Genomic DNA, 22804 nt, shown 5'->3' with positions numbered 1-22804 from the left:
CGCGGCAGGCGTGCTTCACGGCGGGGAAACGCGCGCTATGATCGAGCGCACGGAGGGCTGCGCTCAGGGGGATGGGCCGGGCGCCCGACAGGTGAAACGGACGCTGCCTGACACGGCCTGCGGCTGTCACCTGCCAGCCAACGGAAGACCGACGCGTACGTCGCAGGGCCTGCTTGGGCCACGCCGCGGCGTACAACCACGAGGCATCCGCAAGGCGGCTTCGTCCTGGCCAATCCGATGGGCATCGCACATGCATGACACCCCCAGCTCGCTCACGCTCCAGCATCTGGTCCCGGCCGCCGACAGCATCACCGGCTGCATCACCAGCGCGCTGGAGATCGCCCGGGCGATCGGCTTCGATGCGCTGATCTACGACTTCACCCCGGTACCGCTGACCCCTGAGGGCGCGATGATCAGCCCGAGCTTCATCGAGCTGCGCAACATGCCCGAGGAAATGCGGCGCCTGTGGATGGAGCAGGGCCTGTACCAGCAGGACCCGGTGCAGGCGCTGGCGCTGCGCGGGTCCAGCCCGTTCTTCTGGTCCTACCACGCCAAGGAAGCTTCGGCCCTGCAGGCCAGCCTGGGCGATGCGACCGTGGCGGTTTCCACCGTGCTGCAGGACTGGCGCTACTCGCGCGGGGTCACCGTGCCGCTGCACATGCCCGGGAACCGCTTCGCCACGCTCACCGGCCTGTGGCGCGACGAAAGCTATGCCGAGGTGGAGGACGTGCGCGATCTCAGCCTGATGCGCCTGACCTATCTGGCCCATGCCACCAACGACCGCTTGCTGGGGCTGTTCGGCAAGGATGAGCTGACTCCGGCCGGGATGAAGCTGAGCGTGCGCGAGCGCGAGTGCATCGCGCTGGCCGCGCAGGGCCTGTCGACCAAGCAGATCGCCGCGCGGCTCAACCGCGCCGAGTCGACCATCGTGCTGCACCTGCAGACCGCGGCCCGCAAGCTGGGGGGGCGCAACCGCGCCCATGCCATCGCCCGTGCGGCGCATTTCGGATACCTGAGCAGTTGAATTGATGTGTGGACCAACGCGGCGGCATCGCCGCCCGCGGCGCATGCCACTGCGGCCGCATCAGGTCATCGTAGTGACCGGGCCGGGCAATAAAACTGCAATTTTTTATAGTTGTCCGCGGCGGCGCCAGCGGGAGAGTCTTGACGGCGGGGGATGTCCCCGTCGTGAGAAAGACCGCATGTCAAGCAACACCGCGCAGCGCGAGGGTTACGCGCCCTTCAACGGACACCAGACCTGGTACCGCGTCACCGGGACGCTGGAATCCGGGAAGGTACCGCTGGTGGTCGCGCACGGCGGGCCCGGTTGCACGCACGACTACGTCGATGCCTTTGCCGACCTGGCAGAGGATGGGCGCGCGGTGATCCACTACGACCAGTTGGGCAACGGCCGCTCCACCCACCTGCGCGAGGCGCCCAGCGCGTTCTGGTCCATCGCGCTGTTCCTGGAAGAACTCGACAACCTGACCGCACACCTGGGCGTCGCCGGACGCTACAACCTGCTGGGGCAATCCTGGGGCGGGGTCCTGTCAGCCGAGCATGCCGTGCGGCGGCCTGCCGGTCTCAATGCGCTGGTGATCTGCTCATCACCGTCCTCGTTCCCGGTCTGGGTGAGCGAGGCACTGCGGCTGCGACAGGACCTGCCCCCGGACGTGCGCCAGGCCCTGGAGCGCCACGAGGCAAGCGGGGACTACGGCCATCCTGAGTACCTGGCGGCCACCGAGGTCTTCTATCGTCGCCACGTGTGCCGGCTGGAGACCTGGCCAGACGAGGTCAGGCGCACCTTCGATGCGATGGCCAGCGACCCGACGGTGTATCTGGCGATGAACGGACCGACCGAGTTCCACGTGATCGGCTCGTTGCGCGACTGGGACATCGGCGAGCGCGCCGCGCAGATCAACGTGCCGACGCTGGTGCTGTCAGGGCGCCACGACGAGGCCACGCCCGCGTGCGTGGCCGGCTACGTCGATGGCATCCCCGGTGCGCGCTGGGTGCTGATGGAGGAGTCCTCGCACATGTGCCACGTCGAAGAGCGCGCCAAGACCATGCACGAGATCGGCCGGTTCCTGGCCGCGCACGATCCATCCTCCAGGGCCAGCACATGAATCCACCTGTGAAGATCGCCGCTGTCCAGCTGTGCACCGGCACCGCAGTGGCCGACAACAACCGCCAGATCGAGCGCGCCGTGCGCGAGGCCGCTGCCGCAGGCGCCCGCCTGGTCTGCCTGCCCGAAGCCGCCAACCTGCTGTTGCCCGAGGTCACCGCGTATCCCGCGGCCTGCGTGCCCGAAGCGCAGGACACCACCCTGGCGATGTGCCGCTCGCTGGCCAGCGAATTGGGACTCTGGCTACATACCGGATCACTCCTGGTGCGCACCGAGGAGGGCGACCGCATCTGGAATCGCAGTCATCTGATCACGCCCTCCGGCACGATCGCCGCGCGCTACGACAAGCTGCACACCTTCGACGTCAAGCTGGGCGGCGCTGGCGATTTCCGCGAGTCCACCAGCGTCAAGCCCGGCACGGGCGCCCCGGTCGTCGTCCACATCGCACCGCTGGGCATCACCCTGGGCATGTCGATCTGTTACGACGTGCGCTTCGGCTACCTGCATCGGGCCCTGGCCAAGGCCGGCGCCGACGTGCTCCTGGTGCCGGCGTCGTTCTCGGTCATCACCGGTCCGCTGCATTGGGACGTGCTCCTGCGCGCCCGCGCCATCGAGACCGGCAGCTACGTCATCGCCGCGGCGCAGTGCGGCGAACGTGCAGGCCTCAAGGTGTATGGCCACAGCCGGGTGATCTCGCCCTTCGGCGAGCTGCTGGCCGAGGCGCAGGAGGCACCGACCATCCTCTACGCCGACCTCGATCCCGACCAGTCCAGGCAGACCCGCGCACGCCTGCCTTGCCTGGAGCAGGAACGTGCCCTGCTCCCTGCGGACGTCATCACCGTCACGGACTGACGCCAGGCGGCCATGTGCCGCACAGCTTGATCGACGCGCCCGCCTCCGCGCAGGCCCGCCGTGCCCACCACTTCCCTCCCCATTCGCGCACCGCCCACACAGGACCGTCTTGCCATGAACGAGCCCGCCGCCACGCCCGCCATTCCGGCCACGCACTCTTCCCGTCCCCGCCCGCACCCGCTGGCCTGCGCGCTGGCCGCGGTGCTGGTCGTCAGCGCGCTGCCACTGCATGCGCAGGAAGCCAGCAGCAACGATGACCAGACTGGCAGCAAGCCGACCGAGCTGGGCAAGGTGATCATCAAGGGCACGCGCGAAATCAAGGACGTGACCGGCGGTGCGTTCGGCGTGGTGTCCAAGCTCAACACGCCGTTCTCCATCTCCGCGGTCCCCTCCGAGGCGCTGCAGGACAAGCAGCCGCCTTCGGTGTACGAGGCCTTCGCCGGCGACGCCAGCGTCACCCGCCAGGCCGGTGGCGCCTACACCGGCTGGGGTTCGTTCATCTCGGTGCGCGGCATCCCGATCTCCTCCACCGACGGCAGCCAGAAGTTGAACGGCGTGCCGATCACCACCTGGGGCCTGAGCCTGCCGATGGAGGTCATGGACCAGATCCAGCTGATGAAGGGCGCGTCCGGTTTCATGTACGGCTTCACCTCCCCCGGCGGCGCAGTCAACTACGTGACCAAGAAGCCGGTGGAAGGCAGCCTGCTCAGCGTCGACTTCGGCTGGACGTCCGACAACCTGCTCAAGGAGCACGTGGACATCGGCCGCGGCGCCACCGATGGCAGCGGCCTGGGCTTCCGCCTCAACGCGGTCAACGAGAACGGCACCACGCCGACCGGCACCGACGTCAAGCGCCAGTCCATCGCCCTGTCCACGACCGCCAACCTGACCGATGCAATCACCTGGTCGTTCGACTCGATCTACCTGAAATCCGAGTTCGACAAGCCCGCGCCGATGATCTACGTCAGCGCCTACAATCAGGCCAAGCTGCCCAGCGCCGATGACGTGGTGCGCAACCCGCAGGCCAACGAGGCCTACGACAACCCGCGCTTCCTCTACGTCGGCACCGGCTTCAACTGGAAGTTCGCGCCGGGCTGGAACGCGGATCTGCGCTACACCCACAGCCGCACCGACCAGATCTACTCCAAGGGCTACCTCAACCTGCTCGACGCCAGCGGCCGCTACCAGGACCGCGTCTTCGAGAGCCGCACCACCTACGACAACGACGACGCCCAGCTGCTGGTCAGCGGCGAGGTGGACGTGCTGGGCACCAGCAACAAGCTGGTCTTCGGCGCCACCGTGATCCGCCAGCAGGAAGACCGTGGCCTGTCTCACCAGTACCCGGGCTTCGTGAGCTATGGGTATCGCAACCTGTACACCAGCACCGCGTTCGACTACACGCCGATCGACGTCAAGAACCAGCGCATGTTCCCCAACAACGGGAACGAGCAGAAGGCGTTCTTCGTCAGCGACACCATCGAGTTCACGCCCAACTGGCTGGCCATCGTCGGGGTGCGCTTCACCCACTACCAGCAGCACCAGAACCTGTACACGTTTGCTTCGGCCACGGACTTCAGCAAGACCCGGATCGACCTGAGCACCGACGAGACCACCCCGACCCTGGCCCTGATGTACAAGCCGCAGGCCGACACCACCTTCTATGCCAGCTACTCCGAGGCATTGGAACCAGGTAATTCGGTGCAGCAGGTCTATGCCAACGCCGGGCAGTTGACCGACCCCAACACCAGCAAGCAGTGGGAGATCGGCTACAAGCAGGACGGCCGTACGGTGCGCGCCACGGCCGCGGCCTTCCGCGTGGACCGCGGCACCGGCTACGCCAACGAGGCCAACTACTGGGTGCAGAGCGGCATCAGCCGCTACCAGGGCCTGGATGCATCGATCGACGTCAAGCTGACCGACGACCTCGCTGTCGGCGCCTCGGCGGTGTGGCTGGACAAGGCCGACTACCTCAACGCGTCCTCGCCCTGGCTGCTGGACAAGAAGGTGCCAGGCGCGTTCGACTATTCCGGCGCGGTGCACGTGGACTACGCGCTGAGCTCGATCGAGGGCTTGTCCTTCTCCGGACAGGCGCGCTACACCGGCAGGACCGTGGCCTATGAGAACGCCGGCAGGCAGCTGACGATCGAGACGCCTTCGTACACGCTGGTGGATGTGTCGGCCAAGTACCAGCAGTTGGTGGGCGCCCATGCGTTGACCTACCGTGCGGGCGTCAACAACCTGTTCGACAAGTCGTACTGGATCGGCGGCTCGGCCACCTACATGTTCCTGGGCGATCCGCGTACGTTCTTCGCCAGCGTCACCTTGGACTTCTAAGGGCATGGCACAGGCCTGACATCCCGCCCCGAGCGGGGCAAGCACCGGCAGGGCGGGAGATCCGCCCTGTCGTCGTAGGAGCACCAGATGACCCAGCCCGTCGGCACCCCAACGCGGCCTCTGCGCAAGGCGTGGATTCCCTTCGCCCTGGCCTTGGCGCCGATCAACCTGATGCTGTCGGTGGATCGCAATGCCTTCATGATCGTGGCCTCGCAGGTGCAGGGGGAGTTCGGCTTCAGCCTGGAGCAGATGTCCTACCTGCTGGCCTCGATCGCCTGGACCTACGGCATCTTCCAGCTGCCCTCGGGCTGGCTGATCCAGCGCTTTGGTTTCCGCCGATTGATGGGCATTGCCCTGGTGCTGTGGTCGCTGGCGATCGGCCTGATGCCGCTGGCCTCTGGCTTTGGCGGGATGCTGGTGCTACGCCTGCTGCTGGGCGCGGCGCAGGCACCGGACTGGCCCAGCTCGGTGGCGGCCATCGCCGCCTGGTTTCCGGCCGAGAAGCGCTCGCGCTTCACCTCGCTGGCGCTGTCGGGACAGTACATCGGGCCGTTCATCGGGGCGGTCGCCACCGGACTGCTCACCTATCACCTGGGATGGCGCGCCTGCTTCTACCTCTACGCGGGCATCGGCCTGGTGCTGTTCGCACTGTGGTGGGGCCTGAGTCGGCATGTGGAACATGCCGGCACGCCGCCGGCCCATCGTTCCACCCCGATCTGGCCGCAGGTGCGTGCGCTGCTGTCCCTGCGCACCACCTGGCTGATGTCGACGTTCTACTTCTGTCTGATCAGCATCCAGGCCTTCTTCCTGAGTTGGATGCCGGTCTACCTGACCAAGGAACGCGGCGCCAGCCTGACCGAATCGAGCTGGTACTCGGGCATGCCGTGGCTGACGCTGTATGCCAGCGTCACGTTGTATGGATTCTGGGCGGACTTCCGCATCCGCCGCGGTCACAGCCTGCGCGCCGCGCGATTGCCGGCGGCGGTGGTCGGCTTCTGCCTGGGCATGTCGCTGGCGCTGGTGCCGTGGATCGCCAACGTCGGCGTGGTGGTCGGCATTCTGTGCCTGTCGCTGTTCGGCGTGGGTCTGGTGCAGGGTGTGGTGTGGTCCACGGTGCAGGACCTGGGCGGCGAGCGTACCGCGCTGCTGGCGAGCTGGACCTCGTTCTGGGGAAACATGAGCGCCGGTCTGTTCCCGATCATCATGGCCTATCTGGTCGAGTGGACAGGCGAGTGGAAGTACGCGTTCATGGCGCCGCTGGCCTGCAGCATCGCGGGGCTGGTGCTAGCGTTCTTCATTCCCTTCAATGGACGCACCGAGGCCGCCGGCGCCAGCCGTTGACGGCCGCCCCACGCCCAGGGTGAGTGCGCGCGCTGCATCCCACATCAGGCGCTTTGTGAAGCGGTGCCGGTGGCGACTCGATGCTGCTATGCAGCACGAATGACCGCCAACCAGGCCCTTGCAATCAAGGACGTGGCTGCTATCGTGCAATCGATTGCATGCGCCGATACGGCGCCTGTCCGCGTCCGGTTGGGAGGCCGGCCCATGGCACGACTCGAACCCACTGCAGGTCCACGTCTGTCGCCGCTGACGACGACACGTCCACGAAGCGATGCCGAGCGCGGACATCATCGGCGCACGGCCCACCCGTTTTTTTTTGGGGCCGGCTTTCAATCGTTTAGATGCCTCCAGACGGCGGCTGCGGCTCTTCGCGCGGAGCGCTGGGCATGACCTCCTCCTTGAACCGACGCGACTTGCTGCGCGGCACGCTGCTGGGCGGGATCGGCCTGGCCGCCTCGACCCGCCTGCCCGCGCTGGCGCAGGCCGCGCCAACGACCAAAGGCCACCTCAAGCAGTCGGTGGCACGCTGGATCCTGCATGACCTGTCCATCGACCAGCTGTGTCGTACGGTCAAGCAACTGGGGCTGTCGGCGATCGATCTGGTGGGCCCGGCGGACTGGCCGACGCTCAAGGCCCACGGGATCGACAGCGCGATGTGCAACGGCGCCGAGCTCGGCCTGACCAAGGGGTTCGCGGCCACCGAATTCCATGACGAACTGGTCACGCGCTACATGCGCCACATCGACCTGGTCGCCGAAGCCGGCTACCGCAACCTGATCTGCTTTTCGGGCAACCGCAACGGCATGGATCCGCTGCAGGGCATGCGCAACGCCGAGGTCGGCCTCAAGCGCCTGCTCGGCCACGCCGAAAAGCGCGGCGTGGTGCTGGTCATGGAACTGCTGAACTCGCGCGTGGACCACCCGGACTATCTGTGCGACCACTCGGCCTGGGGCGTGGAGCTGTGCAAGCGCATCGGCTCGTCCAACTTCGGCCTGCTGTTCGACATCTACCACATGCAGATCATGGAAGGCGACATCATCGCCAGCATTCGTCGCAACCATGAATACTTCGTCCACTACCATACCGCCGGCGTGCCCGGACGGCATGAGCTGGACGACACCCAGGAACTCAACTACGCCGCCATCTGCCGCGCGATCCGCGACACCGGCTTTGGCGGCTACGTCGCGCACGAGTTCAGCGCCGAGCACAGCGACCCGATGGATGCGCTGCGCCAGGCCATCGCCCTGTGCGACGTGTGAGAGACCCACTATCCACCGAGGGAAGCAGTCACCCATGGCAGACAACCACTACGACGCGATCGTCGTCGGCTCCGGCATCAGCGGCGGCTGGGCAGCCAAGGAGCTGACCGAGCGCGGCCTGAAAGTCCTGATGCTCGAACGCGGCCGCAACATCGAGCACATCAAGGACTACGTTAACGCGGGCAAGGAGGCCTGGGACTATCCGCATCACGACACGCCCACCCAGCAGATGAAGGCCGATCATCCGGTCCTCAAGCGCGACTATCCGCTGTCGGAGAGCACCAACGGCATGTGGGCCGACGAGAAGGACTGCCCCTATACCGAGACCAAGCGCTTCGACTGGTTCCGCGGCTATCACGTGGGCGGGCGCTCGCTGATGTGGGGCCGGCAGAGCTATCGCCTGTCGGACATCGACTTTGGCGCCAACGCCAAGGAGGGCATCGCGGTGGATTGGCCGATCCGCTATGCCGACATCGCGCCGTGGTACGACCATGTCGAGCGCTTCGCCGGCATCGCCGGTACCACCGAAGGGCTGGACGTGCTGCCCGATGGGCAGTTCCTGCCGCCGATCCCGTTGAACATCGTCGAGAAGGACGTCGCCGCGCGGCTGAAGAAATCCTTCGGCGGCACGCGCCACATGATCCACTCGCGCACGGCCAACATCACCGAGCCCAAACCCGAGCAGGGCCGGGTCAACTGCCAGTACCGCAACAAGTGCATCCTGGGCTGCCCGTTCGGCGCGTACTTCTCCACACAGTCCTCCACGCTGCCGGCGGCGATGGCCACCGGCAATCTCACGTTGCGCCCGTTCTCCATCGTCAAGGAAGTCCTGTACGACAAGGACCGCAAGCGTGCCAAGGGCGTGGAGATCATCGACGCGGAGACCGGACAGACCTACGTCTTCACGGCCAAGGTGGTGTTCCTCAACGCCTCGGCGTTCAACTCGACCTGGCTGCTGATGAACTCGGCCACCGAGGTGTGGGAAGGCGGTCTGGGTTCGTCCTCCGGCGAGCTGGGCCACAACGTCATGGACCACCACTTCCGCGTGGGTGCGTCGGGGCGCGTGGACGGCTACGAGGACAAGTACTACTACGGGCGCCGGCCGTGCGGCTTCTACATCCCGCGCTTCCGCAACCTCAATGGCGAGCGACGCGACTACTTGCGCGGCTTCGGCTATCAGGGCGGCGCCAGCCGCACCGGCTGGTCGCGCGACATCGCCGAGCTCAACATCGGCGCCGACCTCAAGCAGGCGCTGAGCGTGCCGGGTGAGTGGCGCATCGGCATGACCGCCTTCGGCGAGATCCTGCCCTACCACGACAACACCATCAGTCTGAACCACGCCGTCAAGGACAAGTGGGGCCTGCCGGTGCTGGCGATGGACGTGTCGTTGCGCGACAACGAGCACGCCATGCGCAAGGACATGGGCGCCGATGCCGGCGAGATGCTGGAGGCCGCCGGGGTGAAGGACGTGCAGGTCTACGAGAGCGACTACGCGCCGGGCATGGGCATCCACGAGATGGGCACCGCGCGCATGGGGCGCGACCGCAAGACCTCGGTGCTGAACATGCACAACCAGGTCTGGGACGCGCCCAACGTGTACGTGACCGACGGGGCCTGCATGACCTCGGCCTCCTGCGTGAATCCGTCGCTGACCTATATGGCGCTGACCGCGCGCGCGGCCGACCATGCCGTGCGCGAACTCAAGGCGGGGAATCTGTGATGCAACGACGCGAACTGCTCAAGATGATCGCCGCCACCACCGGCATGGCCATGATCGGCCTGCCGGCGGTGGTGTTCGGCCAGGCCCAGCTGCCAGTCCCGCCGGCCAACAATGCCTTTTCCAAGGCGCAGGTGGCGCTGATGGACGAGATCGCCGAAACCATCCTGCCGCGCACCGACACGCCGGGCGCCAAGGATGCGGGCCTGGGACTGTTCATGGCGCAATTCGTGACCGATTGCTACGACGCCAAACAGCAGGCGATCTTCCGCGCCGGCCTGGCCGATGTGGACAAGCGGGCCAAGGGCGGCTTCCTGGCGCTCACGCCGGCGCAGCGCACGGAACTGCTGCGCACGCTGGACGCCGAAGCCCGCAACGTCAGCCCCGATCCGGACAAGGCCGAAGACCAGGGTGCCGACACTGCGGCCACCCCGCCGCATTACTTCACCATGCTCAAGCAGCTGGTGCTGTTCGGCTTCTTCACCTCGCAAGTCGGCGCGACCGAAGTGCTGCGCTATGTCGCCATCCCCGGACGCTATGACGGCGACATGGCCTACGAGCCCGGCACGCCGGCCTGGGCGACCTGACGGCCAACAACACGCGATGCAGCCGCATCGCCCAAGGGAGACCAAGATGAGCAAGCAAGCGATCGCGATGCTGGCCTGTGCGCTGGCGGCCGTGCCAGCCTATGCGCAGACGCAGGGCGACCCGGCCAAGACCGAAGTCTGGAAGCCCGTGCCCGCCGCGGTGGCCACGCCGGTGGGCACGGCGCCCTCGGATGCGGTGGTGCTGTTCGACGGCAAGGACCTGTCGGCCTGGGACGGCGAGGACGGCGGCAAGCCGGGCTGGCACGTGGCCGACGGCGCGGTCACCGTGGTGCCCGGCAGCAAGGGCATCCGCAGCAAGCAGAGCTTCTGCGACATACAGCTGCACGTGGAATGGCGCACGCCGACCGAGACCCAGGGCCTGGAAGGACAGAACCGCGGCAACAGCGGCATCTTCCTGCAGGACCGCTACGAGCTGCAGGTGCTGGACAGCTACCAGAGCGCGACCTATTCCAACGGCCAGGCTGGCTCGATCTACAAGCAGTCCATCCCGCTGGTCAACGCCTCGCGCGCGCCGGGCCAGTGGCAGACCTACGATGTGATCTGGACCGCGCCGCGCTTCTCGCAGGGCGGCGGGCTGACCGCGCCGGCGCGCATCACCGTGCTGCACAACGGCGTGCTGGTGCAGAACGACACGGTGATCGCCGGCAAGACCGAATACATCGGCGCCCCGTCCTACGCACCGCACGGCTGCGCACCGATTTCCCTGCAGGACCACAACGCCAAGGTGAGCTACCGCAACATCTGGGTGCGGAAGCTGTAGTCGATTCGACTCCCCCGCGGTGACATCGTGGGAGCCGCCATGGCGGCGATGAGGCTTCACCGGTAAAGCCACTCGCCGCCATGGCGGCTCCCACCAGATGCTGGCTTGCTTCAGCGAAGCAGCCATCGTTTGATGAAAGAAAAGCGGCGCCCGAAGGCGCCGCTTTTTTGCGTCATGCGTCCGGCCTCAGCGCTTCACATCGGCGGGCAGGTGTTCGACCAGATAGGCGGCGCCGGCCTTGACCGCGGCCGCCGGGTCGCGCGGTTGGTCGTGCTCGATGATGTACCACTTCACGCCGTCGCGATCGGCCGCGGGCAGGATCGCCTTCCAGTCCAGCACGCCGTGGCCGACGGCGGCAAAGCCGCCCTCGTCGGCGGCCTGGCCTTTCGGCGCGTTGTCCTTGGCGTGCACCGCGAACAGGCGGCCCTTGAGCTTGTCCAGATACACCACCGGATCGTTGCCCGAACGCGCCACCCAGGCCAGGTCCAGCTCGGACTTCAGCGCCGGGCCGGCGCCATCGAGCAGCAGTTCCAGGCCGGTCTTGTCGCCAAAGCGGGCGAACTCGAAATCATGGTTGTGATAGGCCAAGGTCATGCCCTGCGCCTTGAGCGTGTTGGCCAGCTGTCCCAGTTCCTTGCCCAGCGCGGTCCAGCCCGCAGCGTCCTTGGGCCGCTGGGCATCGCCCAGGTAGGGCACGACCAGCACATGGTTGCCAACGGCCTTGTTGAAGGCGACCACACTGGTCAGGTCCTTGCGCAGATCGTCCAGCTGCACGTGCGAGGACGTGACCACGATGCCGTACTTGTCCAGCAGGGCCTTGAGTTGCGGCGCGGTGGTGTCCTGCATGCCGACGGTCTCGACCGCGGTGATGCCGGCATCGTGGACCAGCTTGAGCCGGTCTTCCAGCGTGGGGATGTTGCGCAGCGTGTACATCTGCACGGCGATGGGCAACTGCGCGGCGGTGCGCTCTTTGGCCAGCGCGGGAAGCGCTGCGCAGAGCAGCAGGGCGGTGGCCGCAAGGCGGCGAGGCAGGGTGAGCGTCATGGTGTCCTCCCGGGGATTGGATGGCGGCGCGTGGTCACGCGTCGATGTGGGTCCAGGCGCGCGTGCGCGCCGAGGCGATCACGCCCTCGACGATGCGCGCCGAGCGCAGGCCGTCGGCAAAGGTCGGCAAGCCTTCAGGCGTTTGCCCGGCGATGGCGCGATAGGTGTCGGCGACGAAGGCCTCGAAGCACTGGGCATAGCCCTGCGCGTGGCCGGCCGGCAGCGAGGACAGCCGACGCTGTTCGGCGCTGCCCGCACCCGGGCCGCGCACGAAGATCTCCTCGCGCTGGTCGGGCCGGCCGATCCACAGGCGCTCGCAGTCCTCTTGATCGAAGGCCACGCTGGCCTTGGCGCCGTCGATCTCGAACCACAGCCGGTTGCGACGCCCGGCCGAGACCTGGCTCACCGTCAGCGTGGCCAGCGTGCCGGCGCCGGTCTTGAACATCGCCGCGGCCACGTCCTCGCTGGAGACGGCCTGGGTCTGCCCACCCGCCGCGGGCGTGGCGAAACTCTTGCCCGCGGCGACGGCGCGCTGGGCGATGACCGTTTCGAACGCCGCGCTGACTTCGGCAAAGCGCTCGCCGCCGACCCACTCCACCAGATCGCACCAGTGCGAGCCGATGTCGGCGAACACGCGCGAAGTGCCGCCCAAGGCGGGATCGACGCGCCAGTTGTTGCTGGCCGGATCCAGCAGCCAGTCCTGCAGATAGCTGCCGTGGATCAGGCGCAGCGGGCCCAGCTCACCATCGGCGATGCGCGCGCGGGCCTCGCGCACGACCGGGTGGTAGCGGTAGACGAACGGCACCGTGGCCACCAGGCCGGTGGACTGCGCCAGCGCGGCCAGCGCCTGCGCGTCTTCCAGGGTCGTGGCGAGGGGCTTTTCGCAGATCACATGCTTGCCGGCTTCCAGCGCGGCCTGCGCCATCGCGCGGTGCAGGTGGTTGGGCGTGCACACGTGCACCACCTGCACCTGCGGGTCGGCGATGACCGCATCGAGGTCGGCATACGCCTTCGGCACGCCCCAGTCCTGCGCGACTTCCTGGCCACGGGCAGGCGATGAGGCCATCACCCCGCGCAGGGTCGCGCCCGCCAGCAGCGCGGCGCGGCGATGCACCGCGCCGATCATGCCGGTGCCGAGAATGGCGACTCCGAGCTTGCTCATCATTCGGCTCCTCAATGCATCGTGGGCGCCGCGGCCGCCGCGACCGGCTTGTCGCGGAACAGCAGCAGGAAGGCGATCAGCACCAGCAGCGCCACGCCGGCGGGGAACAGCCAGATGCTCTGCCAGTCGCGACCGGCCGCGGTGGTGTAGTGCTCGACCACCGCACCGGACAGGAAGGTGCCGATCAGCATGCCCACGCCATAGGTGGCCAGGGTGATGAAACCCTGCGCGCTGCTGCGGAAGGCTGGGCCGGCGTGGGCGTCGGTGTAGATCTGCCCGGTAACGAAGAAGAAGTCATAGCAGATGCCGTGCAGCACGATGCCGCCCACCAGCAGCGCGAAGCCCGCGCCCGCGTCGCCGTAGGCGAACAGGCCATAGCGCACCACCCAGGCGGCCATGCCCAGCGCCAGCATGGTCTTGACCCCCAGCCGCGCGAACAGGAACGGCATGGCCAGCATCAGCAGTACTTCGGACACCTGGCCCAGAGACTGCAAGCCGGCGGCGCCGCGCACACCCAGGTCGTTGAGATAGGGATTGGTGAAGTTGTAATAGAACGACAGCGGGATGCAGATCGCGATCGAGGCCAGGAAGAACACCAGGTACGAGCGCGACTTCAGCAGGCGCAGCGCGTCCAGGCCGAGGATCTGTCCGAGCTTGGCGTTGCGCTGCTGCTCCAGCGGCGGGGTGTGCGGCAGGGTCAGCGCGTAGAGGCCCAGCAGCAGCGAGGCGCCGGCCGCCATGCGGAAAGTGAGCTCCAGGCGGTGCGCCTGCTCCCAGCCCAGCCAGCCGATCAGCACGCCGGCGATGATCCAGCCGATACTGCCGGCCACGCGCACGGGCGGGAACTGCTTTTCCGGCACCTGCATGTGGCGCATGGCGATGCTGTTGGCCAGCGCCAGGGTCGGCATGAACAGCAGCATGTAGCCCATCACGCAGGCGGCGAAGGTGTCGAAGCTGGTGGCCACCGAAGCGCCCCACATCAACACCGCGCCCAGGATGTGCAGCACCGCCAGGATGCGCTGGGCGGCGAAGTAGCGGTCGGCGATCAGGCCCACCAAGAACGGCGCAACGATCGCACCGATCGACTGGCTCAGGAACGCGGTGGCGACCTGGCCGGCGCTGGCCTGCAGCGGGCCCTGCACCAGGTAGGTGCCCAGGGTCACGAACCACGCACCCCAGATGAAGAACTGCAGGAACATCATCGCGCCCAGGCGCGACATGGTGGACGTCATGACTTCCCCTCCCAGGTCAGTATCAAGATTGGATCAAAGCCCCAGCATCTTGCGCAGCGCTTCCGGGCTGGCGCCGCTGTCGGCGAAATCGTCGAAGGCGCGCTCGGTCACGCGGATCAGGTGGTCGCGGATGAAGCGCGCGCCCTCGCGCGCGCCATCTTCGGGATGCTTCAGGCAGCACTCCCATTCCAGCACCGCCCAGCCGGGGAAGTCGTACTGGGCGAACTTGGAGAAGATCGCCTTGAAGTCGACCTGGCCGTCGCCGAGCGAACGGAAGCGGCCGGGGCGATCGATCCAGTTCTCGTAGCCGCCGTACACGCCGCTGCGCGCACTGGGGCGGTACTCGGCGTCCTTGACGTGGAAGATGCCGATGCGGGGGTGGTAGCGATCGATGAAACCCAGGTAGTCCATCTGCTGCAGCAGCAGGTGGCTGGGGTCGTAGAGGATCTTGGCGCGCGGGTGGTGGTCGACCACCTCCAAAAAGCGCTCGAACGTCGCACCATCGTGCAGGTCTTCGCCCGGGTGGATTTCGTAGCAAAGATCCACGCCGTGTTGGTCGAACACCTCCAGGATCGGGCGCCAGCGGCGGCCCAGTTCGGCGAAGGCTTCGTCCACCAAACCGGGCGGACGCTGCGGCCAGGGATACATGTACGGCCAGACCAGGGCGCCGGAGAACGTGGCATGCGCGGTCAGGCCCAGGCGCTGGCTGGCCTTGGCCGCCAGCTTGAGTTGCTCCACCGCCCAGGCCTGGCGCGCGGCCGGATCGCCGCGCTTGTCCTGCGGGGCAAAGCCGTCGAACAGGCTGTCGTAGGCCGGATGCACCGCGACCAGCTGGCCTTGCAGGTGCGTGGACAGCTCGGTGATCTGGATGCCGTGCTCGGCCAGCATGCCGGTCACATCATCACAGTAGGTCTGGCTCTCCGCCGCCTGCGCAAGATCGAAAATATGCGGCGCGCTGGTCGGGACCTGTACCCCAGAATAGCCAAGGCCCGAGGCCCATTGCGCCAGGGTGTCCAATCGGTTGAAAGGAGATGTGTCCCCAATGAACTGCGCCAGGAACAGCGCCGGACCCTTGAGCGTTCGCATGCGGATTTGCCTTGATGCAATCGATTGCACGATCCTAGCATGGGACCCTCGGTGCACACGTTGTGCATCGCATCGGGCGCTGCCGGACTGAGCCATGCCGACCATCTACGACATCGCAAAACACGCAGGCGTGTCGGCTGGCACGGTCTCGCGTGCGCTGTCGCGCCCGGAAAAGGTGCTGCCGGAAACGCGCGCGCGCATCGAGCAGGCCGTCACTGCGCTGGGGTACATGCCCAATGCCGCGGCCAGGACGCTCAAGACCCAGCGCAGCGGCAAGATCCTGGTCACCGTGCCGGACATCGCCAATCCCTTCTTCGCGCAGATCCTGCAGGGCGCCGAAGAAGCCGCACAGGCCGCCGACTACGCCGTCCTGCTGGGCGATACCCAGCACCTGCCCGAGCGCGAGGAACGCTATGCGCAGATGCTCCGCCGCAACGAGGCCGATGGGCTGATCGTGCTGGGCCACCGGCTGCCGCCGACGGCACGCCAGATCGTCAGGCAGCGCGGCGCCGCAGCACCGGTGGTCAACGGCTGCGAGTTCGACCCCGCGCTCGGCATCCCCAGCGTGCACATCGACAACGCGGCGGCGGCACGCGCGGCGATGGAGCATCTCTACGCGCTGGGGCACGAGCGCATCGCGGTGGTCGGCGGCCCACCGGACAACCCTTTGCACCGGCAGCGCCTGGAAGGCGTCAAGGTCGCGGCCAGGGCGCGGGGCCGCATGCGCCAGCTGCAGCTGGTGCCCGGCGATTTCTCGGTCGAGTCCGGCCACGCAGCCGCCTGCACTTGGCTCGATCGCCCAGCGCCGCCGACCGCGGCCTTCTGTTTCAGCGACCAGATGGCGCTGGGCGTGCTGGCCGCGTGCCGCGAACACGGCATGCGCGTCCCGCACGACTTCTCCGTCGTCGGCTTCGATGATCTGGCGTCCTCGCGCTACCTCAGCCCCCCGTTGACCACCATCGCCCAGCCGATGCGCGAGATCGGCATGCGTGCGGTCAACCTGCTGTTGGCCATCATCGCCGCGACCCAGACGCCGCTGCAGCAGACGCTGGATTTCAGCCTGATGCTTCGTGGATCGACGGCGCCGCCGCCCGCCTGAGTCTCGGTCTGCTCTCGCCAAGGCATGCTCGAGCTACGCGGCGCACACTGCGTTGCCCTTGAGACGCGCACGGGCCCCGCGGATATCGGCCGCCTTAGAAGTGCTCGGCGCTGGCGCGGGCCCAATCGTCGGCGAACGGGTCCGGCACCGGCTCTGACAGCAATTCGCCCGGACGCAGGTAGCGATGCAGCTGTCCGTAATCGCGCGCCTGCTGATCGGGCATGCGGTGCAGGATGTGCTGCGGGGTCAGCTGCGCCGGATCGGCCGCGCCCATCGCGCCAGTGATCTCGATGAAGCTGTCGAGCGTGGCGCGGTGGTAGCGCTTCACGTGTTCGGCGCGGTCGTCGATCTTCAGCGCGCGGGCGCGTCGCTTGTCCTGGGTGGCCACGCCGGTGGGGCAGGTGTTGGTGTGGCAGCGCAGCGCCTGGATGCAGCCGACCGCGAACATCATCGGCCGGGCCACATTACAGATGTCCGCGCCGATGGCGATCTTGTGCACCATGTCGAAACCGGTCACCACCTTGCCGCTGGCGATCACCCGGATCTTGTCGCGCAGGCCGCAGCCGACCAGCGCGCTGTGCACGAAGGGCAAGGCTTCGTTGATGGTCAGGCCGAGCCGGTCGGACAGTTCCACCGGCGCCGCACCGGTGCCGCCCTCGGCCCCGTCGACGGTGATGAAGTCGGGCAAGATGCCGGTCGCCAGCATCGCCTTGCAGATGCCCAGGAACTCGCTGCGCCGGCCGATGCACAGCTTGAAGCCGACCGGCTTGCCGCCGCACAGGCCACGCAGCCGTGCGACGAAGTCGAGCAGCCCGCGCGGGGTGTTGAATTCCGGGTGTGCCGCAGGCGACAGGCAGTCCTGGCCCTGCGGCACCTCGCGGATGCGCGCGATCTCGGCGTTGACCTTGGAGCCGGGCAACATGCCGCCGTGGCTGGGCTTGGCGCCCTGCGAGAGCTTGATCTCGATCATCTTCACCAGCGAGTTGCTGGCCTTCTTGCGGAAGTCCTCGTCGTCGAAGCGACCGTCCTGGGTGCGGCAGCCGAAATAGCCCGAGCCGATCTCCCAGATCACATCCGCGCCGTGTTCCAGGTGATAGGGCGTAAGGCCGCCTTCGCCGGTGTCCTGGGCGAAGCCGCCCATTGCCGCGCCCTTGTTCATCGCCAGCACCGCGTGGCTGCTCAATGCGCCAAAGCTCATCGCCGAGATGTTCAGACGCGAACTGTCGTAGGGGTGATCGCATTGTGGTCCACCGACGCTGATCCGCTCGGCGGTCTTGGGCACCTGCTTCACATCGAGCGAGTGCAAGGCGAAGTCGAAGCCGGACTGAAACACGTCGTATTCTGTGCCGAACGGGTGGGTCCCGCTGCTGCCGGCCGCGCGCGCCTTGATCAGATCGCGTTGCTGGCGATTGAACGGCCGGCCGCTCTTGTCATCCTCCAGGAAGTACTGGCGGATCTCCGGACTGATGAACTCCATGATGTAACGCAGGTGGCCGATCACCGGGTAGTTCGACAGCACGTTGCGTGGCGAGGCGATGTCGTACACGCCCAGTGCGATCAGGGGCAGGATCGCCAGCAGCGCCCAGGCGGCGCCGGGGTGGGAAGGGATCAGGGCCGCGACCAGCACGATGGCGACCAGCGACAGGGCATAGAACAGGTAACGCCACATGCTTGTGACTTCTCCGGCGAGGCGCTGTTTCGCGGCTGCGTCAGCGCGTGATCGGGAGGCCCGCATCCGCTGCCATGTCACTGGCGAAGGGACCGGACCGGTGCAGTGCCCCGGGGCCTGGCGCGGGACGCGCAGCCGAGAGACCGCGACCAAGCCTGCGCGCGGCCACGTCGACCCGGCATGAAGCACCGCACCCCGCCCAGGCCCGTTGCGCGATGTGGCGCTCGATGGCGTTGTCGCACGATGCAAGCTGCCTGCCCGCAAGCGCGTCGCACATGCCGATGGATTTCAGTCTGATGCGGCGCGGGTCGGCGATGCCTCCAACCGCCTGAGCTACGGCCTCGCCGGCCGATCAGCTCGCCTCAGCCCAGCGCGCACAGCGGGCGCTCGCCCGGGCGCAGCGTCAGCACGTCCACGCCGGTTCGGGTGACGGCCACGGTGTGCTCGAACTGCGCCGAAAGCTTGCCGTCCCGCGTGTACACCGGCCACTGCTCCGGCTTGGACCGGATCGCCGCCCTGCCCTGGTTGAGCATCGGCTCGATGGTGAAGGTCATGCCCTCCTCCAGCACCAGCCCGGTGCCGGGACGGCCGTGGTGCAGGATCTGCGGATCTTCATGCATCTCCCGGCCGATGCCGTGACCGCAATACTCGCGCACCACGCTGTAGCCCTGTCCGCGCGCCTCATGGGCGATGGCATGGCCGATGTCGCCCAACCGCGCACCCGGCCGCACGGCGGCAATGCCTTTCCACATGGCCTGGTAGGCCGCTGACACCAGCCGCCGCGCCTGGTAGCTCACCTCGCCCACCAGATAGGTGGTGCTGGAATCGGCGAGGTAGCCATCCTTCTCCAGGGTGATGTCGAGATTGACGATCTGCCCGCTGCGCAGCACATCCTCGTGCGCGGGCACGCCGTGGCAGACCACATCGTCGATGGAGGCATTGAGCACGTAGGGGAACCCGTACTGCCCCTTGCTGGCCGGCCGAGCATGCAGTTCGTCGACGATCATGCGCTCGACAAAGTCGTTGAGCTCCATCGTGCTGCGGCCTTCCAGCCGCTGTTGGCCCAGCGCGTCGAAGACCTGCGCCAGCAGCGCGCCGGCGCGGGCCATCCGCGCCAGTTCCTCTGTGCTCTTGATCACGCGCGCCCGCTGCGCAGCGCTTGCGGCTGCACGCCGGCGGCACGCAGCTCACTGGCGACGATCTGCTGGAAGCTCAGCTCCGGATGCAGTTCGCACAGCATCCCGACCTTGATCCAGAAGTTGGCCTGCGCGTTGATCGAGCGGCTGCTGACCTTGCAGGCGCGACGCAGCTGATCGTGCAATTCGTCATCGATGTTGACGATGCCCATCGGCAAACCTCCACACGCTCGGTATATATGAATCGTATATGTTTCGTGTATCCCTGCGCAAGCGAGGCGGCCACCGCTGCGCGACGCGCTGGAACGCGGTGAGCGCGGCGTTTCGCGCGTGCCCCCAGCCCCGGGCTTGCGCGGCCGCAGGCCCGGCGGGGTGCAAGCCGCGGGCCGATTCGGCCACACTGGGGGACTTTCCGTGTTTCCAAAGGGGCCCGCATGTCCGCCTGGCTGCGCCGTAAAGACATCAACACCGTCACCGTCCACGAGGCCGGACGCCAGCTCAAGCGCACCCTGAGCTGGCCGCACCTGATCGCGCTGGGGATCGGCGCCATCGTCGGCACCGGCATCTACACGCTGATCGGTGTGGGCGCCAACCTGGCAGGACCGGCGGTGCTGATCTCCTTCCTGGCGGCGGGCATCGTCTGCGCCTGCGCGGCGCTGGCCTACGCCGAGATGTCCACGATGATGCCGGCCGCCGGCAGCGCCTACACCTACAGCTACACCGCGCTGGGCGAGACGATCGCCTGGATCGTGGGCTGGAGCCTGATCCTGGAGTACTCGCTGGTGGTCTCCACCGTGGCCGTAGGCTGGTCGGGCTACGCGGTGGGCTTCCTGGAAGGCTGGGGCGTGCACCTGCCACATGCGCTGACCGCCGGCCCGCATGCCGGTGGCGTGCTCAACCTGCCGGCGGTGCTGATCACCTTCGTGGTGGCCGGCCTGCTGATGGCCGGGACCAAGGAGAGCGCCACGCTCAACGCCATCCTGGTGGTGGTCAAGATCATCGCGCTGAGCATCTTCGTGGCCGTGGCCCTGCCGCATTTCGACAGTGCGCACATGCAGCCGTTCATGCCCTACGGCTTCGCCAAGTCCGTGGGCGCAGATGGCGTGGAGCACGGGGTCATGGCCGCGGCGGCGATCATCTTCTTCGCCTTCTACGGCTTCGATGCGATCTCCACCGCCGCCGAGGAAACCAAGAAGCCCGAGCGCGACCTGGCCATCGGCATCGTCGGCTCGATGATCGGCTGCACCGTGATCTACGTGCTGGTGGCGCTGGCCGCGGTGGGTGCGATGAGCTACACCGTGTTTGGCCACAGCCCCGAGCCGCTGGCGCTGATCATGCGCGAACTGGGCCAGGGCGCGGCCGCCAAGGCCATCGGCGCGGCGGCGGTGATCGCGCTGCCCACGGTGCTGCTGGCCTTCCTGTACGGACAGAGCCGCATCTTCTTCGTGATGTCGCGCGACGGCCTGCTGCCACGCGGGCTGTCCAAGGTCAGCGCACGCACCGGCACCCCGATCGCCACCACCGCCTTCACCGCGGTGCTGGTCGCCGCCCTGGCCGGCATCGCCCGCCTGGACGAGATCGCCGCGCTGGCCAACGCCGGCACCCTGGCCGCCTTCACCGCCGTGGCCGCGTGCATGCTGGTGCTGCGCAAGCGCGAGCCCAACCGCCCCCGCACCTTCCGCACCCCGCTGGCGTGGATCGTCGGCCCGGTTGCGATCCTCGGCTGCCTGTATCTGTTCTTCAGCCTGCCCAGCCGCACCCAGCTGTACTTCGGCATCTGGAACGTCGTCGGCCTGGTGGCGTACGTGCTGTACGGCCGGCGCAACGCGGTGTTGGCGAAGGACTGACGGTTACGAAGCAGCGGGGAAGTGTTGCTGCGCTGCGTCTGGCGTCGCCGGCACGAGGTGATCGCGGAAGAAACCTGCGATCACCTCGAACGCCTCCCGGCTCTCGGGCAGGTCCGCGTCCAGGTAGAACGCGTGTCCCAGTCCGTCCCAGACATTCAGCTGTGGCCCGCGGCCCAGGCGCGTCAGGCGCCCATGCATGTACACCGCACTGCTCAATTCCGGCGCACGCGTGGCGGTCACGAACAGTGTCGGCGGGAAATGGCGAAGCACATCGTCTGAAAAGGCCGGCGAGACCAGCGGGTCCCGGAAGTCGACATCGCCGTAGTAAAGGTCTTCCATGATCTCGGTGCGGGCCTGGGATGGCGGTGGCGCAAGCCCATTGATGGCGGCGGAGATGAACCGGGAGTCTCCGCCGTAGCGCGCATCGCCGCCCGCGCAGAACACACCTGCCGCGCCCGGCATGGGCAGCGACTCCACGGCGATACGGGCCAGTACCTCGGCCGTCAGCACGCCTCCGGATGAGCAGCCGAAGAGCCCGATACGACTGGGCGGCAGACGTTCCAGTGCCGCGCGATAGACGCGCAGGACATCGTCAGTAGCGGCGGGAAAGTGGGATTCCGGGCCTTGCCGATATTCGACGGCGGCCACCGTCATGCCGGAAGCCGCCGCGACAGGAATCGCATCCAGCAGCCCCATCGACTCCGCGCGCCCCAGGACGAACCCCCCGCCGTGCAACTCGATCAGCAGCTGTGCGCCGCGCGCGCCCTTCGCGCCTTTGGGCTCCACCAGCACCACGGGGACACCACCCCATTGCTCATGGGAAATCTCGACCGCATGACGCGCACGGAGCTTGGCCACTTCGCCCTTCGCCCAGGCATCGGTCCCCTCTCTGAGGTGTTGAAGACTGCGAACAAGCGCCGCGTTGTCCATGGACGCCAGCGGGTCGACGCTGTTGGCGTCCGCGATGACTTTCTTCCTTGCCTGGGCACTCAGATATGCGGAGGCTGGGAGGTCGAACCCCTTGACGTGACGGGCGCCGCTGTCTGGATCTTGGGCGAGCACAGCCACAGAGGTTGTCGCTAGCACGAGGAGGAGCAGGCAACGCACGAGACAGGAATGGATCAAGACACTCCCCCGAGGGTTGTGGAAAGGCCAGTGACGCGCTCAGTGTGACGCGGACATCGACGCCTCACCAGGCGTCAGCAGATGATCGAGGATCGGATCCAGCACGATCTCGGGAAGCGATTCGATGATGGCCTCCGCCATCTGCTGACTCGCCACGGGATCCAACGATGGCAGGCTGAAGGCATGGGCGCGTGCTTGCGCGCTTTCCCATTGCGCGTAGGCATAAAAGATACCGTCGGCACCTCGATGGAGACGCGATCCCAGGGCCCCGCGCTGCTCGCGCAGCCGCAGGGTCAACCGGGACCATGCGGCGATGTAACTCGAGTCAAGCTCAGGACGCACGCGCGCCCGATAGATCACGCAGAAGCCGATGCCATTGATCATGCATGCATGTCCTTTGCAGGTGAG

20 protein-coding genes are annotated in these 22804 nt (G+C 67.3%); 11 read left to right on the top strand and 9 right to left on the bottom strand.

All coding sequences use genetic code 11. From position 1 onward, the window contains the following. Positions 1–250 precede the first annotated feature (250 nt). The 9 genes from PJ250_RS08815 (at position 251) to PJ250_RS08775 (ending at position 10996) form a co-directional block, all read left to right on the top strand. Positions 251–1024, top strand: a complete 774-nt coding sequence (locus PJ250_RS08815) for a LuxR family transcriptional regulator (RefSeq protein WP_271648207.1) — start codon at positions 251–253, stop codon at positions 1022–1024. Between the two features lie 178 nt (positions 1025–1202). Then, complete coding sequence (locus PJ250_RS08810) at positions 1203–2126, top strand: proline iminopeptidase-family hydrolase (protein ID WP_271648206.1); 924 nt, start codon at positions 1203–1205, stop codon at positions 2124–2126. Next, entirely contained in the window at positions 2123–2977 is an 855-nt protein-coding gene (locus tag PJ250_RS08805) for a nitrilase-related carbon-nitrogen hydrolase (protein ID WP_271648205.1), read from the top strand. Before PJ250_RS08810 ends, PJ250_RS08805 begins: the two co-directional genes overlap by 4 nt. A gap of 114 nt (positions 2978–3091) precedes the next feature. Then, positions 3092–5311 carry a TonB-dependent siderophore receptor gene (locus PJ250_RS08800; protein WP_271648204.1) on the top strand — a complete coding sequence of 740 codons (2220 nt, stop codon included), beginning with the start codon at positions 3092–3094 and terminating at the stop codon, positions 5309–5311. Positions 5312–5398: 87 nt separating this feature from the next. Continuing rightward, positions 5399–6652 carry an MFS transporter gene (locus PJ250_RS08795; RefSeq protein ID WP_271648203.1) on the top strand — a complete coding sequence of 418 codons (1254 nt, stop codon included), beginning with the start codon at positions 5399–5401 and terminating at the stop codon, positions 6650–6652. A gap of 386 nt (positions 6653–7038) precedes the next feature. Then, positions 7039–7911, top strand: coding sequence for a hydroxypyruvate isomerase family protein (locus PJ250_RS08790; protein ID WP_271648202.1), 873 nt, complete (start codon positions 7039–7041; stop codon positions 7909–7911). A gap of 34 nt (positions 7912–7945) precedes the next feature. Continuing rightward, the gene (locus PJ250_RS08785; RefSeq protein WP_271648201.1) at positions 7946–9631 is read left to right on the top strand and encodes a GMC oxidoreductase; all 1686 of its coding nucleotides are present in this window, start codon (positions 7946–7948) and stop codon (positions 9629–9631) included. After that, positions 9631–10215 carry a gluconate 2-dehydrogenase subunit 3 family protein gene (locus tag PJ250_RS08780; protein ID WP_271648200.1) on the top strand — a complete coding sequence of 195 codons (585 nt, stop codon included), beginning with the start codon at positions 9631–9633 and terminating at the stop codon, positions 10213–10215. Before PJ250_RS08785 ends, PJ250_RS08780 begins: the two co-directional genes overlap by 1 nt. 67 nt (positions 10216–10282) lie before the next feature. Next, the gene (locus PJ250_RS08775; protein WP_271648575.1) at positions 10283–10996 is read left to right on the top strand and encodes a 3-keto-disaccharide hydrolase; all 714 of its coding nucleotides are present in this window, start codon (positions 10283–10285) and stop codon (positions 10994–10996) included. A 186-nt stretch (positions 10997–11182) separates the two neighbouring features. Here PJ250_RS08775 and PJ250_RS08770 read toward each other — a convergent pair whose 3' ends face one another. Genes PJ250_RS08770 through PJ250_RS08755 form a run of 4 tightly spaced genes read right to left on the bottom strand, consistent with a single transcriptional unit; the run spans position 11183 to position 15520 of the window. Further along, entirely contained in the window at positions 11183–12040 is an 858-nt protein-coding gene (locus PJ250_RS08770; protein ID WP_271648199.1) for a sugar phosphate isomerase/epimerase family protein, read from the bottom strand. 34 nt (positions 12041–12074) lie between these two features. Next, a complete protein-coding gene (locus tag PJ250_RS08765; protein ID WP_271648198.1) occupies positions 12075–13202 on the bottom strand; it encodes a Gfo/Idh/MocA family protein in 1128 nt (375 codons plus the stop codon). 11 nt (positions 13203–13213) lie between these two features. Then, positions 13214–14434: a nucleoside permease gene (locus PJ250_RS08760; RefSeq protein ID WP_271648197.1), complete on the bottom strand. Its 1221-nt coding sequence runs from the start codon at positions 14432–14434 to the stop codon at positions 13214–13216. Positions 14435–14467: 33 nt separating this feature from the next. Then, positions 14468–15520 (bottom strand): sugar phosphate isomerase/epimerase family protein, encoded by a 1053-nt coding sequence (locus tag PJ250_RS08755; protein ID WP_271648196.1) that lies wholly within the window; start codon positions 15518–15520, stop codon positions 14468–14470. 94 nt (positions 15521–15614) lie between these two features. Between PJ250_RS08755 and PJ250_RS08750 the strand changes: the two genes are divergently transcribed. After that, positions 15615–16619, top strand: coding sequence for a LacI family DNA-binding transcriptional regulator (locus tag PJ250_RS08750; protein WP_271648195.1), 1005 nt, complete (start codon positions 15615–15617; stop codon positions 16617–16619). A 94-nt stretch (positions 16620–16713) separates the two neighbouring features. Here PJ250_RS08750 and PJ250_RS08745 read toward each other — a convergent pair whose 3' ends face one another. The 3 genes from PJ250_RS08745 to PJ250_RS08735 form a co-directional block, all read right to left on the bottom strand. Further along, positions 16714–18288, bottom strand: coding sequence for an FMN-binding glutamate synthase family protein (locus PJ250_RS08745; RefSeq protein WP_271648194.1), 1575 nt, complete (start codon positions 18286–18288; stop codon positions 16714–16716). A 362-nt stretch (positions 18289–18650) separates the two neighbouring features. Next, positions 18651–19427, bottom strand: a complete 777-nt coding sequence (map, locus tag PJ250_RS08740) for a type I methionyl aminopeptidase (protein ID WP_271648193.1) — start codon at positions 19425–19427, stop codon at positions 18651–18653. Continuing rightward, positions 19424–19636, bottom strand: a complete 213-nt coding sequence (locus tag PJ250_RS08735) for a ParD-like family protein (protein WP_271648192.1) — start codon at positions 19634–19636, stop codon at positions 19424–19426. The genes map and PJ250_RS08735 overlap by 4 nt, the downstream gene beginning before the upstream one ends. A gap of 222 nt (positions 19637–19858) precedes the next feature. Between PJ250_RS08735 and PJ250_RS08730 the strand changes: the two genes are divergently transcribed. Continuing rightward, entirely contained in the window at positions 19859–21271 is a 1413-nt protein-coding gene (locus tag PJ250_RS08730) for an amino acid permease (RefSeq protein ID WP_271648191.1), read from the top strand. Between the two features lie 3 nt (positions 21272–21274). On the opposite strand, the gene PJ250_RS08725 is transcribed toward PJ250_RS08730, so the two are convergent. Both PJ250_RS08725 and PJ250_RS08720 read right to left on the bottom strand, forming a co-directional pair. Further along, the gene (locus tag PJ250_RS08725) at positions 21275–22333 is read right to left on the bottom strand and encodes an alpha/beta hydrolase fold domain-containing protein (RefSeq protein ID WP_271648574.1); all 1059 of its coding nucleotides are present in this window, start codon (positions 22331–22333) and stop codon (positions 21275–21277) included. Positions 22334–22435: 102 nt separating this feature from the next. Beyond that, complete coding sequence (locus tag PJ250_RS08720) at positions 22436–22780, bottom strand: antibiotic biosynthesis monooxygenase family protein (protein ID WP_271648190.1); 345 nt, start codon at positions 22778–22780, stop codon at positions 22436–22438. Between the last annotated feature and the right edge of the window lie 24 nt (positions 22781–22804).

It is taken from the genome of Pseudoxanthomonas sp. JBR18, assembly GCF_028198165.1.
In the GTDB taxonomy this organism is placed as follows: Bacteria; Pseudomonadota; Gammaproteobacteria; order Xanthomonadales; family Xanthomonadaceae; genus Pseudoxanthomonas_A.
This window is presented reverse-complemented; position numbering and strand designations above follow the sequence as displayed.

What these genes read in the sequence shown, in the direction of transcription:
- PJ250_RS08815 (WP_271648207.1), top strand. Translation starts at nt 251, where the DNA reads ATGCATGACACCCCCAGCTCGCTCACGCTCCAGCATCTGGTCCCGGCC.
- PJ250_RS08810 (WP_271648206.1), top strand. Translation starts at nt 1,203, where the DNA reads ATGTCAAGCAACACCGCGCAGCGCGAGGGTTACGCGCCCTTCAACGGA.
- PJ250_RS08805 (WP_271648205.1), top strand. Translation starts at nt 2,123, where the DNA reads ATGAATCCACCTGTGAAGATCGCCGCTGTCCAGCTGTGCACCGGCACC.
- PJ250_RS08800 (WP_271648204.1), top strand. Translation starts at nt 3,092, where the DNA reads ATGAACGAGCCCGCCGCCACGCCCGCCATTCCGGCCACGCACTCTTCC.
- PJ250_RS08795 (WP_271648203.1), top strand. Translation starts at nt 5,399, where the DNA reads ATGACCCAGCCCGTCGGCACCCCAACGCGGCCTCTGCGCAAGGCGTGG.
- PJ250_RS08790 (WP_271648202.1), top strand. Translation starts at nt 7,039, where the DNA reads ATGACCTCCTCCTTGAACCGACGCGACTTGCTGCGCGGCACGCTGCTG.
- PJ250_RS08785 (WP_271648201.1), top strand. Translation starts at nt 7,946, where the DNA reads ATGGCAGACAACCACTACGACGCGATCGTCGTCGGCTCCGGCATCAGC.
- PJ250_RS08780 (WP_271648200.1), top strand. Translation starts at nt 9,631, where the DNA reads ATGCAACGACGCGAACTGCTCAAGATGATCGCCGCCACCACCGGCATG.
- PJ250_RS08775 (WP_271648575.1), top strand. Translation starts at nt 10,283, where the DNA reads ATGCTGGCCTGTGCGCTGGCGGCCGTGCCAGCCTATGCGCAGACGCAG.
- PJ250_RS08770 (WP_271648199.1), bottom strand. Translation starts at nt 12,040, where the DNA reads ATGACGCTCACCCTGCCTCGCCGCCTTGCGGCCACCGCCCTGCTGCTC.
- PJ250_RS08765 (WP_271648198.1), bottom strand. Translation starts at nt 13,202, where the DNA reads ATGAGCAAGCTCGGAGTCGCCATTCTCGGCACCGGCATGATCGGCGCG.
- PJ250_RS08760 (WP_271648197.1), bottom strand. Translation starts at nt 14,434, where the DNA reads ATGACGTCCACCATGTCGCGCCTGGGCGCGATGATGTTCCTGCAGTTC.
- PJ250_RS08755 (WP_271648196.1), bottom strand. Translation starts at nt 15,520, where the DNA reads ATGCGAACGCTCAAGGGTCCGGCGCTGTTCCTGGCGCAGTTCATTGGG.
- PJ250_RS08750 (WP_271648195.1), top strand. Translation starts at nt 15,615, where the DNA reads ATGCCGACCATCTACGACATCGCAAAACACGCAGGCGTGTCGGCTGGC.
- PJ250_RS08745 (WP_271648194.1), bottom strand. Translation starts at nt 18,288, where the DNA reads ATGTGGCGTTACCTGTTCTATGCCCTGTCGCTGGTCGCCATCGTGCTG.
- PJ250_RS08735 (WP_271648192.1), bottom strand. Translation starts at nt 19,636, where the DNA reads ATGGGCATCGTCAACATCGATGACGAATTGCACGATCAGCTGCGTCGC.
- PJ250_RS08730 (WP_271648191.1), top strand. Translation starts at nt 19,859, where the DNA reads ATGTCCGCCTGGCTGCGCCGTAAAGACATCAACACCGTCACCGTCCAC.
- PJ250_RS08720 (WP_271648190.1), bottom strand. Translation starts at nt 22,780, where the DNA reads ATGATCAATGGCATCGGCTTCTGCGTGATCTATCGGGCGCGCGTGCGT.